The sequence below is a fragment of the Sphingopyxis sp. CR5 genome (genome assembly GCF_059693785.1).
Genome location: NZ_JCATIE010000001.1, coordinates 1 through 12,449, shown reverse-complemented (window position 1 = coordinate 12,449; position 12,449 = coordinate 1). Strand labels below are relative to the sequence as shown.

Genomic DNA, 12,449 nt, shown 5'->3' with positions numbered 1-12,449 from the left:
TTTCCGTGCGAACCCTGTTGGGGCTGGGGTCGCCAAAGGAAGACATCGGCGATCTCCGCCAGCTCCAGCTCGCACCGCTTCGCGGCAAGGGGTCGTTGCGCCTGTGGATGGGCCTCGGCATGGCGTTCGTCGCGGCCTTCACCATGATACCGCGGCTGCCGCTGGCCCTTGCCGGCAGCTGGCTCGCCATCGCACTGGCCTTCGGCATCTGGTCGAACCGCGCCTTCGCCAGGCTGCCGCTCGGCGAAACCAGGGCGTCGGGCGCGCCGGAATTTCGCCTGTGCAACCGGCACGCGCTCTATTCGGCCCTCCTGTGGGCGCCGCTGTTCTGGTTGCAGGGCGAATCGCCCGGGCTCGATCATGTCCTGTCGATGTGGACGATCGCGCTGCTGATGATGCTGGTGCTGACGATCGTCGCGCACAGCGTCCCGATGGCCTGCGCCCTGTTCATCATGCCCGTCAGCCTGTCCGCGGCGGCGGCGCTGGTGCTCGCCGGCGCACCGCAGCTCGCGGCGGTCGCGCTCGTCGCCGGGCTGCTGCTCTGCGTGTTCGCGATCCGCTTCGCGGCGACCTATGTCCGCTTCCGCCGCGGCGAAGAAATCCTGCACGAAAAAAGCGAAACCGTCAGCTTGCTGCTGCGCGAGTTCGAGGAAACTTCCGCCGACTGGCTGTGGCAGACCGACAACAACCGCCGGCTCGTCCTCGTGTCGCCGCGCCTCGCCTACGCGCTCGGGGCGCCGGCCGACGCGCTCGAGGGGATGCCCTTGCTCCAGGCGCTGTCGGGCGACGCGTGGGAAACGGGCCTGTTCCCGAAAAGCCTGCACGACCTCGCCGAACGGATGAAGCGGCGCGAGAGCTTTTCGAACCTGATCGTCCCGGTCACGATCGGCGGCAAGCCGCGCTGGTGGGAATTGTCGGCGTCGCCGCGGCTCGACGACCAGGGCAAATATCTGGGGTTTCGCGGCGTCGGGTCGGACGTCACCGAACAGCGCGCATCGGCCGAACAGATTGCCCGCATGGCGCGCTTCGACAATCTGACCGGCCTGCCCAACCGCCTGCACCTGCACGAAGACCTGGGCCGCGCGCTGGCCCACGCGACCGAAGCCAAGGCGCGCTGTGCGTTGATGATGATCGACCTCGACCGCTTCAAGGCGGTGAACGACACGCTCGGCCACCCCACCGGCGACAAGCTGCTGGCGCAGGTGGCGGCGCGACTCAAGGCGATGATGGAACGCGGGATGACGTGCGGCCGCCTGGGCGGCGACGAATTCGCGGTGGTCCTCCACAATGTCGGGTCGATGGACGCCGCCGAGGATCTCGCGCATCGCATCATCGCGGCGCTCAGCCGCCCCTATGTCGTCGACAACCACCAGCTCTTCGTCGGCGCCAGCATCGGCTATGCGATGGGACCCCAGGACGGCGCGACGGTCGAAACGCTGACCCGCAATGCCGACCTCGCGCTCTACAAGTCGAAGGACAAGGGCGGCAACGTCGTCGCCGCCTATGTCGCCTCGCTCCACGCGCAGGCCGAGGAGCGGCGGGTGATGGAACAGGAACTGCGCGGTGCCCTCGATCGCGGCGAGTTCGAACTCTATTACCAGCCGGTCGTCTCGGCCGAGGACGGGACGCTCAACGGCTTCGAGGCGCTGATCCGCTGGACCAACCAGAAACTCGGCAACGTGTCGCCCGGCCGGTTCATCCCGCTTGCGGAGGACAGCCGCCTGATCGCGCCGATCGGCGAATGGGTGCTGCGCACCGCCTGTGCCGAGGCGATGCGCTGGCCGTCGAACCTGAAGGTCGCGATCAACGTCTCGGCCGAACAGCTCACCGATCCCAATTTCGCGTCGGTCGTCGTCTCGGCGCTCGCCCAGAGCGGCCTCCCGCCGGAGCGGCTCGAAATCGAAGTGACCGAAAGCGTCTTCCTGCGCGACGGCGGCGGCGCGGCGCAACTGCTCGACCAGCTCATCGCGCTCGGCATCCGGCTCAGTCTCGACGATTTCGGCACCGGCTATTCGTCGCTCGGCTATCTGCGCAAGACGCAATTCTCGACGATCAAGGTCGACCGCAGCTTCGTTCAGGGCGCCGCAAAGGGCACTCCCGAATCGATCGCGATCATCCGCGCCGTCGTCGCCCTCGCCGACAGCCTCGGCATGGCGACCACCGCCGAAGGCGCCGAAACCGAGCTGGAGGTCGAAACGATCCGCACCTTGGGATGCAGCAATATCCAGGGCTATTATTACGGCCGCCCGATGCCGTCGAGCGACGTGCTCGTGCTGTTCCGCGCCCCCGAATCATCGGCGTCGGCCGCGGCCTGACGACGGGCTTTCGCATCGCCGCGGCGACCAGCCGAACGGTTCGCGCGGCGAAACGAAAGGGTTACCAAAAGGTTCCGCAGCTTGCCGCGCCGATCCAGCGATTCGTCGCGCGATTGTGGCGGCGCTCGCCGAGCGTGGCAAACAGGCTCCAACGCTTGAAGACAAGCCAAATGGGGGGTCGCATTCATGCCCGTTCGCCGCTTTCTGGGTGCCGTCGTCGCATCCGCGCTGATGTTGACCGGCCTGATCGCGGCCACCCCGGCCTCCGCCCGCGGCTATCTGCAATGCGTCCCCTTCGCCCGCGATGAATCGGGGATCCAGATCCACGGCAACGCCAGGACCTGGTGGGCTCAGGCCGCCGGGGACTATGATCGCGGGCAACAGCCGCGCAAGGGCGCGGTGATGGCGTTCGCCGGCACCCGCGGCATGCCCTATGGCCACGTCGCCGTCGTCGAAAAGATCGTCGGCGACCGCGAAATCCTGATCAGCCACGCCAACTGGTCGCCGATCAACGGTCGCCGCGGCCAGATCGAGCGCCATGTCCGCGTCGTCGATGTCAGCGACGCCGGCGACTGGAGCGAAGTGCGCGTCTGGTACGCCCCGATCGGCGACCTCGGCACCCGCGTGAATCCGGTTCAGGGCTTTATCTACCCCAATGCCGGCGGCGACAATCCGCGCCCCGGCTATGACGAGCCGATCTGGACCAGGAACGACTGGAAACCCGGCAACGGCCTTGGCCTCGTCGCCGCCTCGCTCGGCAATTAGGGTCAGGCTTCGGCGTCGTCGCTTTCGCCTTCGCCGCTTTCGAACCAGGCCTCGACCTCGCCCGACAGCTTGATCGTCATCGGCTGACCGAACCGGTCCTTCGACTTGCCCGCCGCGACGCGAATCCAGCCTTCGGAGATCGAATATTCCTCGACGTCGGTACGCTCCTTGCCCTTGAAGCGGATGCCGATGCCGCGCTGTAGCGCCTCCATGTCGAAATGGGGCGAACGCGGGTTGGTCGACAGGCGGTCGGGGGGCGTATCGGTCATGTCTGAAGTCTCCAAAATCCGTGCCGCGCGCTAGGCGAGCGCGCGCTTCAAATCAAGTGCGGCGCAACGCACGACCGGGATCCTGACCCTGTGCCGAATCCTGTACCATCCCGGAACAGGTCGAAAAACCGGCCGCTGGCGGGCCGTTCGCTCAACGGTAAGCTACATGGTTAAGAATAAAAAAGATCACGGACGATAAACGCGGTATTTTAGCCGAACAGATGGTTAACTTTACATCATCGTAAAAGTTAACCGCCTGAAAAAACGGGAACCTTCTCGATTGGCGCGATTCATTTCCACGTAGGAATACCTACGCATGAAGGAGAGGAAACGTGCCACATAACCGTCTTTGTTTCGGACCGGCCCATCTCATTCTCATTCCGGCTTGCCTCGCGCTCGCCGCCTGTGAATCGTCGGGCCACTATCGCGTCGGCAGCGTCGGACCCGCGGGACCGACCGGTGCCGCCGGGCCGCAGGGAGAACAAGGCCCGCCCGGAGCGCAAGGCCCCGCAGGCCCCGCAGGCCCGGCCGGCCCCGCAGGCAGCGGGCTCGGGCTCGGCGACGCCGGCGCGCTGGCAACCGGCGGCCTCGTCGGACCTGGCGGCGTTGCAGGCACCGGCCTGCTCGCGAACACCGGCGACCCCGACAATATCAATCCCGTGATCGGCGGCGTGCTCGTCAAATCGGGCAGTCTCGTCAATGTCGTCGCCGACAAGGGCCTGCAACTCGCAAGTGCGGTCGACAGCCGCCTGCCGGGCGATACCGAACTCGTCGGCACGGTCGTCGGCGTCGTCAAGAAAACCGGCGCCGCGCTGGTCCAGACGGGTCAGGGCAATCAATATCTGGTCGACGGCCTGACTGCCGCCCCCGGCGAACTGATCACCGCGACGATCGGCAAGGCGACGGCGATCGGATCGCCCGACGCATCGCCGCTGCTCGGCGCCAGCATCCTGTCGCCGGGACAGGAGACCGGATCGCTGCTCACCGTCGGCGTGGGCTCGAACGGCAAGCTCGTGACGCTCCAGCCCGGCAGCGGGACCGGCCTGCTCGGCGGTCTCGGGTCGTCCGGTACCGGCGCGACCGGTGCGGTCGGCGGCGTCGTGTCCGGCGTCACCGGGACGCTCGCGGGCGTCACCGGGGGCGACGGCGGCGGCAACGGCGGCCTTGTCTCCGGCGTCACCGGGACGGTTGGCCAGGTCGTTGGAGGTGCCACCGGCGGAGCGACCGGGGACGGCGATGGAACCGGCGGGCTCGTGTCCGGCGTCACCGGCGCCGTCGGCGGCCTGCTTGGCGGCCATCCCCCCGCAGGCGGCACCGACTGAGCGCGCGCGTGCTTCGCTTCATCGAAGGCTGCGTCGCGGTCGGGACGGGGGCCTTGCTCCTTCCCGCCGCGGCGTCGGCCATGCAGCCCGCGGGCACGCCGCTCGACGGCCGCCCGCCCCTTGCCCCCACCGATGATCGGCGCGACACGCTGCCCGACCCGCAGGCGCCCGCGCGCGCGGCGGGGTCGGTCGAACTCGGCGCGAGGCCCGACGTCACGATCCGCGAGATCCGCTTTGTCGGGGCAGGCGTTCCGGCCAATGTCGCGCGCGCCGCCGAACGCTTCGTCGGCCGCCGCGCCTCGGCCGATACGCTGCAAAAGCTCGCGGCCGCCATGACCCGCGCCTATACGCGATCGAGCGTCGCCCTCTTCACGCTGGTGATTCCCGAACAGGATCTGTCGGGGGGCATCGTCAAGGTCGCCTCGGCCGAAGGCCATATCGGCAAAGTCGTGCTGAGCGGCGAGAGCGAAGGCGGTCCCGCCCCGCTGATCGCCGAAATGGCTGCGCGGCTGCCCGGCCGCGACCCATTGGCCCGCGCCCGCTTCGAACGCGTGCTCGGTACGATCGGCGATGTGCCGGGCGCGACCGTAAAGCCGACCCTGTCGCTCGGCGGCGCTCCCGGCGCGGTCGACCTCGATCTCGCGATCGATGCCAAACGCCCGACGCTGGGGGTGGGGTTCACGACGCGCACCAGCCGCTTCGTCAACGACGGCATCGTCGAGGCCAATGCGCGCGGCAGCAGCCTGCTGCGCAGCGGCGACGATACCCGGCTGACCGGCGCCGCATCGCTCGACCTGCAATCCTTGCTCTATGCCTCGGCCAGCCATTCGACCCCGATCGGATCGAACGGTACCCGGGCCGAACTGACGGCGGCGGCGCTGCGGACCCGGCCCAGCGGGCTGGCGGTCGACGGCGACGCGTGGAGCGCCGGATTCGCGATCACCCATCCGCTGATCCGCGCGACGCGGCGCAACCTCACACTGTCGGCGCGGCTCGATCACCTCGATTCGCGCAATGCGCTGTTCGGCTCGCTGCTGGCGGCGGAAAAGACCTGGACCGCCGGCGCGGCGCTCGCCTTTCGGCTCAGCGAGGACAAAATGGTCATCGGAACGCGGATCGGCGTCGCGCAGGGACTCGACCTTGCCGGGGCCGATGTCGACCCGGCGGTCGGCGAGGCCGGCTTCCTCTATGCCGACGCCAGCCTGGAGGCGAACCGGGCGTTCGGCAAGGCGGCGGTGCTGCGCTTTGCCGCTATCGGCCGCTGGACGCGGGACCGCCTGCCCGCGGCGCAGCGGCTCAGCATCGGCGGCGCGACGTTCGGACGCGCCTTCGACGACGGGCTGGTCAACGGCGATCGCGGCTATGCGGGCTCTGCCGAATTCGCGCTGCGGCCGATCGGGGCGGGCAAATTCGCCAACAGCGAAATCTACGGCTTCGCCGACTATGCCGACGTCACCCTGCTCGCGCGCCCCGGACTGGCCCGCGCCGGCTTCGATCTTGGCAGCTATGGCGGCGGAATCCGCCTGTCCTATGCCGACAATGCGACGATCGGGGTCGAGGTCGCCGATGCGTGGAACCAGCCGGCGCCGGGGTTCGACCAGGGCTGGCGCGTCGCGCTCAACTGGACGGTATCGATCCGTCCGTGACGGGTCAGCATCCGGCGCGGCGCAAAACCGTCTCGACCGGCTCCAGGCTGATTTCGCCGATCGCTTCGGCGCGCGGATATAAATCGCGTTCCTCGCGTTCGATCCGTTCGTCGAGAAGCGCCAGCATGGTCCTGGTTTCGGCGCCGAATCCTTTCCAGTCGGCCAGGATTCGTGCGCTGTTCCACCCGCGATCATAGGCGGTGAACCGCTCGGCCACGTCACCCATGTCCGCGACGAACCCCGCCGCAAGCCCCCGCAACCTCTCATCCCCGCTCGCCAGCAACCGCGGATAGAGCGCCCAGTCCTCGCACTTCAGATGACAGGTCAGGCTGTCGCGCAGGTCGGCCCGCGCCGCCTCGATCGCACGCAGCGAAGCGGGGGTATCGGCGGCGACCAGCGCCGCGAGCGATTCGGACAGCACCGAAAGAGCCGCATGTTCGGCGCGCAACCGGCGCATTTCGTGGACCATCTGCATAAGCCATTCCCGATGCCTGTGGTCCCGCCCCTTCGATAGCGCGGCGAAATGAAGAGAGCGTTATCAACCGCACCGCACCAGACGCCGTGCCGGGGGAACCCCTCGCCGCGCCGAACATTGGGACTCGGGGGAACGTCGCGAAAGGGATGCCGATGGCTGCGCGCGCCTATTGGAAAGGTCAGATTCGCCTCGCACTGGTGTCGATTCCGGTCGAAGTCTATCCCGCGACCAGATCGGGCGCGAGCATCGGCTTTCGCCAGATCCACGAACCCAGCGGCAAGCCGGTCAAATACGAGAAAGTCGTGCCCGGCATCGGGCCGATCGACAAGGACGATATCGTCAAGGGCTATGAGGTGTCGAAGGGCAATTATGTCCTGCTCGACGAGGACGAGATCGAAGCCGTCAAGCTCGAGAGCAAGCGCACGCTCGAACTCGTCCAGTTCGTCGAGGCGGGCGACATCGACATCCTCTATTATGAAAAGCCCTATTATGTCGTTCCGGCGGACGAGCTTGCCGAAGAGGCCTATATCGTGCTGCGCGAGGCGCTGCGCAGCACGAAGACGGTCGGGCTCGGCCAGCTCGCGCTGCGCGGGCAGGAACAGCTCGTGGCGTTGCGCCCGTGCGGCAAGGGCCTCGTCCTCGAGATGCTGCGCTACGCCGACGAGGTGAACAGGGCGGCAAGCTATTTTCGCGATGTCCCGGCGTCGAAACCCGACGAGGACCTCCTCGACCTCGCCGAAACGCTGATCGGCAAGAAGACCGGCAAGTTCGACGCGAGCGATTTTCACAACAATTATGTCGACGCGATCAAGCGCCTGGTGGCGAAAAAGGCCAAGGCGAAAGGCAAGCGCGTGCTCGAGGATGTCGAAGAGCCCGCCGACCTTCGCGAAGGGTCGAACGTCATCGACCTGATGGCGGCGCTCAAGGCATCGGTCGACGGCAGGAAAAAGGCCGCCGCCGCGCCGAAGAAGAAGAAAGCGCCCACGAAAAAGGCGCCGGCAAAGAAGCGGGCGTAGCCTTGTGAGAGTCGGGTCGCCTTTTGCTGCCGTGTGCCCCTGCGAAGGCAGGGGCCCATCATCCGACCTCGCGCCATTTGCCTATGGTTCGGCTCGTATCGCCCGCATCGGTTATGGGCCCCTGCCTTCGCAGGAGCACGGGAAAGCGGGGACGCGATGACCCGCGCCGACCCCCTCGCCCAATATAACGAGAAGCGCGATTTCAAGCTGACCCCCGAACCCGCGGGCAAAATCGCGAAAGGAGCCGGCAACCGCTTCATCGTCCAGAAGCACGACGCGACGCGGCTCCACTACGATTTCAGGCTCGAGGCCGATGGCGTTCTCAAGAGCTGGGCGGTGACGAAGGGGCCGAGCGCGAATCCCGACGACAAGCGCCTTGCGGTGCGCACCGAAGACCATCCGATCGCCTATGCCGAGTTCGAGGGCGTGATCCCGAAGGGTGAATATGGCGGCGGCACCGTGATGCTCTGGGACCGCGGCACCTGGACGCCCGTGAAAGGCAAGAGCGCGAAGGATCTGGACAAGGGGCACCTCCACTTCACCCTCGACGGCGAGCGGATGAAGGGCGAATGGCTGCTCGTCCGCATGACGCCGCGCGCGGGCGAAAAGCGCGAAAACTGGCTGCTCCGCAAGATCGACGACGCCTATGCCGGCGGCAGCGACGATTTGACCGCCCGCAATCTGACAAGCGTGCTCACTGACCGCCCGATGGCCGAGATCGCGGGCGACGCCGGCGGCGAACAATCGCTGAAGGGCGCGAAAGGCGAGGCGTTCGCCAGAAAGATGGCCGCCGCCGCCGCGCACAACCGCAAGGTCGCCAAATCGGCGAAGGCCGGCGCCAAGCCGCCGAAATTCCGCAAACCTCAGCTCGCGACGCTCGTCGACAGCGTGCCGACGGGAAACGACTGGTTCCACGAGATCAAGTTCGACGGCTACCGCGCGCTCGTCGCCGCGGCGGGCGATCGGGTCGTCGTCTATACGCGCAGCGGGCTCGACTGGACCGACAAGTTCGCGCCGCTCGCGCGCCACATCGCCGCGCTCGACCTGCCGCCGTGCCTGATCGACGGCGAGATCGTCGCCTATGGCAAGGACGGCAACCCCGACTTCTCGGCGCTCCAGGCGGTCCTGAAGCGCGGCCACGGCGCGCAGGACAAGACGACCGATCTCCACTTCTTCGCCTTCGACTTGCTCGAAGAGGACGGAAAATCGCTCACCGCGCTCGGCAATCTCGAACGCAAGGAGCGTCTCGAGGCGCTGCTCCGCGGCGCCGCGCCGCCGATCGCGGTCGCCGACCATGTCATCGGCGCCGGCGAAAAGCTCTACGACGCCATGTGCGGTGCCGGGCAGGAAGGGATCATCGCCAAGCGCGCCGACGCACCCTACGCTGGCCGCCGCTCGAAAAACTGGGTAAAGGTCAAATGCACCCGCCGCCAGGAATTCGTCATCGTCGGCTGGAAGGAATCGTCGGTGAAGGGGCGGCCCTTCGCCTCGCTGCTTCTTGCGCAGCACGCAAAGGGCGCGCTGATGTACAAGGGCAATGTCGGCACCGGTTTCGACAGCGAAACGATGGCGATGCTGGAGGCGAAGCTCGCGAGCCGCGCGCGCAAGACCGCGCCGGTCGACGTCGACAAGGCGGCGGCGCGCAAGGTCCATTGGGTCAGGCCGGACCTTGTCGCCGAGGTCGCCTTCGCCGAATATACCGCCGGCGGCTCCGTCCGCCACGCGAGCTTCGTCGGCCTGCGCGCCGACAAGGAGGCGAAGGACGTGAAACCCGAAACCGGCGCCAAAGCCCCCGCCCCGGCGAGCGACGTGACGATCAGCAGCCGCGACCGCATCATCTTCCCCGAGGCAAAGGCGACCAAGGGCGACCTCGCCGACTATTATGCCGCCCTCGCCCCCGTCATGCTCCCGCACCTCGCGCGCCGCCCGGTCAGCCTCGTCCGCTGCCTGCAGGGGCGCGCGAAGCAATGCTTTTTCCAGAAGCATGATTCGGGCAGCTTCGGCCCGCATGTCCACCACGTCCCGATCCGCGAGAAGGACGGCGGGGTCGAGGATTATCTCTATGTCGACGACGCCGACGGCATCCTCGCCTGCGTCCAGATGGGAACGATCGAATTCCACGGCTGGGGCAGCCATATCGATACGCTCGAACAGCCCGACCGCATGGTCTTCGATCTCGACCCCGACGAAGGCCTCGATTTCGGCGATGTCAAAAAGGCCGCCGCGGACCTGAAGCGCCAGCTCGCCGACATCGGGCTCGTCAGCTTCGCGATGCTCTCGGGCGGCAAGGGCGTCCACGTCGTCGTGCCGCTCGATCCCGGACACGACTGGGACGCGCACAAGGATTTTGCGAAACGCTTTGCCGAAGCGCTCGCGCTCGCCGAGCCCGACCGCTTCACCGCGACGATGAGCAAGGCGAAGCGCAAGGGCAGGATCTTCATCGATTACCTGCGCAATCAGCGCGGCAGCACCGCGGTGCTGCCCTGGTCGGTGCGCGCCCGCGAAGGCGCCCCCGTCGCCGCGCCGATCGGGTGGGACGCGCTCGCGGACACCGACAGCCCGCGCCGCTGGAGCATCGCGGACGCCGCCGACCTGCTCGAACGCGCCGCGAGCGCCGAGCTCAAGGGCTGGGGCTTCGCCCGCCAGACGCTGCCGGACGTCTGACCCGACCTCCCGCTCCCCCGGACCGCGCCACCCCCCGCCGCCGCGGCGGCCGCGTCTTCACCGCCGCCACCCCGTCGGCGCTATCCGCCGCCACGGGAAGCACCGGCACCGTCTCGCCGCGCGCCTCGGCGGCCTCGATCCATTCGCGATACCCCTCGGGCATGTCGGCCCCCGCCTGCACCCAGTCGGCCTCGCCGCCGAAGCGCGCCGGCGGTTCGAGGTCCGCGAGTCCTTCGTCCATCTCGATCGCCCCCCAATAGGGCGAGTCCCGTTCGCCCAGCTGCACCAGCCCCGTCGCCTCGTCGTCGGCCTCCGCCGCGATCCGCTCGGCCCCGCCCGCCGCGACCGCCCCCTCGCTCGCGCGCCGCCGCGCCGCGAGCGCGTGCAGCGCCGCGTCGATCTCGGCCATCGCCTGCGCGTCGAGTTCGACCCCCGCAAACCCCTCGACCGCCCCCGCCGCCGCGTCCTGCGCCGCCATCGCATCCCCAGTCCCGCTCGTCCCGAGCGACGTGGAGGGACCGTGGATCACCGTGCGCACCGTCGTCGTCGAAGCCTCGGCCACCGCGCCCGCCCCGGCCTCGCCGGCTTCGGTTCGTCCCGAGGGGCCGCGACGCGGCGTCTCCAAGGACCCGGCAGCCCCCGCCCCACCTTCCGTTCGTCCTGAGGAGCCGCGCAGCGGCGTCTCGAAGGGCCCCGCACCATCCCGCGCCTCCGCCACCGCGGCCCCCGCGCTCACCCGCGTCGAAAAATAGTTGACCGTCGTGCGCCGCCCGCCGCCGTCCTGCCCATAGTGGCGCAGACAGAACATCAGCAGCGCATCATTATATCTGCGCCGAAAACCCATCAGCTTGCCACCGACGAACACCGGCACCTGATAGCCCTCGATCGCGCGCTCGAAGGCGATGTCCTTCAGCCGCGCGACCCCGAAATCGAGCGCCGCCTCCCACGCCCGCCGAAAGCTCTCAGCCCCCGCCGCGCGCCGCAGCGTATAGCAATTGCGCTGCGCCATATTGACCATCGCCGCCGCCCGGCTGACCGACCCCGTATCGGCCAGCGCCGATATAAACGCCCGCTGCCGCTCGGGCGTCCACCCGTCATGTCGAAACTTGCGCGGCACCGGCGTAAACTCGGGCAACGCCGGCCGCGCCTCCTTCGCGATCGGTGTGCGGTTCTGCATGATAAGCCCTCCTCCGTATGTCTCGAGCGAAGTCGAGAGACCAAACCGGACAGGGTATGACGCAGCGGAGGAATGTAGGAAAGGGGTTTGTTTGCATTTTGTTCTTGCACTCCGAGGGCTCACCAGAGATTATAGCGCTCTCAGTTTCATTCAAACGGAGTTGGCAAATGACGGTAGAATCGGTCGAGTTCAGCTACGGCTCAGTTCAATTTGTAAAAGAAATCAAACCAACGCCGGCGAAGAGCGACACTAAGGGCAATGTAACAATTAATACCGTTGCTACGCCCGGTCAGCGGGAACACTTTATTGTGACCTTCATGCTCACCTGCACGGCCGAAGAAGGCAGCAGTTTGCGCGCCAACATTTTTCATTGGAGCGAGGTCGTTACGGGCCTCCCTCGGACCGCATCTTATGGAGAGGTTGAAGCTCAAGCTGCGCGCCAGATCGCGCCCAATCTTCGGCAGGCGGCTGATGCAGTCGAACGACTTGTCGCGAAATTTGACGCTAGCGTGACTCCATAGCCTTCTGCGGTTTTCCTTGAATTTCCTAAAACTCGCTCCGTTTAGCTAGCGATGCTGAATACCAAGGCACACTGGGCGGTTTGGTCAGTTCTTTTTAGCGATCTGTTTAAGCTGCCCTTCAATACCGGCAATGCGCCCAAGCAGGGCTTCCTTTTCTAGGCTTCGTGGACAAAGCTTGACTGTGGACTCGGACCTTGATTCAAGGCTGGCTTTTGGAGGCTGCCTTGGGCGAGCGGATTGGCGTTACAGACGAAGAATGGGAAGTGATCGGGCCGCTAC

At 67.1% G+C, this 12,449-nt stretch carries 10 protein-coding genes; 7 read left to right on the top strand and 3 right to left on the bottom strand.

Features of this window, described 5'->3' with window-relative positions; genetic code table 11:
* Positions 1–5 precede the first annotated feature (5 nt).
* Complete coding sequence (locus AC58D2_RS00050; RefSeq protein WP_497386102.1) at positions 6–2,315, top strand: putative bifunctional diguanylate cyclase/phosphodiesterase; 2,310 nt, start codon at positions 6–8, stop codon at positions 2,313–2,315.
* A 186-nt stretch (positions 2,316–2,501) separates the two neighbouring features.
* Positions 2,502–3,080, top strand: coding sequence for a CHAP domain-containing protein (locus AC58D2_RS00045; protein ID WP_497386100.1), 579 nt, complete (start codon positions 2,502–2,504; stop codon positions 3,078–3,080).
* Between the two features lie 2 nt (positions 3,081–3,082).
* Here AC58D2_RS00045 and AC58D2_RS00040 read toward each other — a convergent pair whose 3' ends face one another.
* Positions 3,083–3,349: a DUF3297 family protein gene (locus AC58D2_RS00040; protein ID WP_497386098.1), complete on the bottom strand. Its 267-nt coding sequence runs from the start codon at positions 3,347–3,349 to the stop codon at positions 3,083–3,085.
* A 332-nt stretch (positions 3,350–3,681) separates the two neighbouring features.
* Between AC58D2_RS00040 and AC58D2_RS00035 the strand changes: the two genes are divergently transcribed.
* Both AC58D2_RS00035 and AC58D2_RS00030 read left to right on the top strand, forming a co-directional pair.
* Positions 3,682–4,671 (top strand): hypothetical protein, encoded by a 990-nt coding sequence (locus AC58D2_RS00035; protein WP_497386096.1) that lies wholly within the window; start codon positions 3,682–3,684, stop codon positions 4,669–4,671.
* A gap of 8 nt (positions 4,672–4,679) precedes the next feature.
* Positions 4,680–6,317 (top strand): ShlB/FhaC/HecB family hemolysin secretion/activation protein, encoded by a 1,638-nt coding sequence (locus tag AC58D2_RS00030; RefSeq protein WP_497386094.1) that lies wholly within the window; start codon positions 4,680–4,682, stop codon positions 6,315–6,317.
* A gap of 4 nt (positions 6,318–6,321) precedes the next feature.
* Here AC58D2_RS00030 and AC58D2_RS00025 read toward each other — a convergent pair whose 3' ends face one another.
* Complete coding sequence (locus tag AC58D2_RS00025) at positions 6,322–6,792, bottom strand: hemerythrin domain-containing protein (RefSeq protein ID WP_497386092.1); 471 nt, start codon at positions 6,790–6,792, stop codon at positions 6,322–6,324.
* 152 nt (positions 6,793–6,944) lie between these two features.
* Between AC58D2_RS00025 and ku the strand changes: the two genes are divergently transcribed.
* Positions 6,945–7,808: a non-homologous end joining protein Ku gene (ku, locus tag AC58D2_RS00020; protein WP_497386090.1), complete on the top strand. Its 864-nt coding sequence runs from the start codon at positions 6,945–6,947 to the stop codon at positions 7,806–7,808.
* A 156-nt stretch (positions 7,809–7,964) separates the two neighbouring features.
* Complete coding sequence (gene ligD, locus AC58D2_RS00015; RefSeq protein ID WP_497386088.1) at positions 7,965–10,472, top strand: DNA ligase D; 2,508 nt, start codon at positions 7,965–7,967, stop codon at positions 10,470–10,472.
* Here the strand turns inward: ligD and AC58D2_RS00010 are convergent.
* A complete protein-coding gene (locus AC58D2_RS00010) occupies positions 10,429–11,649 on the bottom strand; it encodes a hypothetical protein (RefSeq protein WP_497386086.1) in 1,221 nt (406 codons plus the stop codon). The two genes, ligD and AC58D2_RS00010, sit on opposite strands and share 44 nt — an antisense overlap.
* Before the next feature lie 167 nt (positions 11,650–11,816).
* Between AC58D2_RS00010 and AC58D2_RS00005 the strand changes: the two genes are divergently transcribed.
* A complete protein-coding gene (locus AC58D2_RS00005; RefSeq protein ID WP_497386084.1) occupies positions 11,817–12,170 on the top strand; it encodes a hypothetical protein in 354 nt (117 codons plus the stop codon).
* The last annotated feature ends 279 nt before the right edge of the window (positions 12,171–12,449 follow it).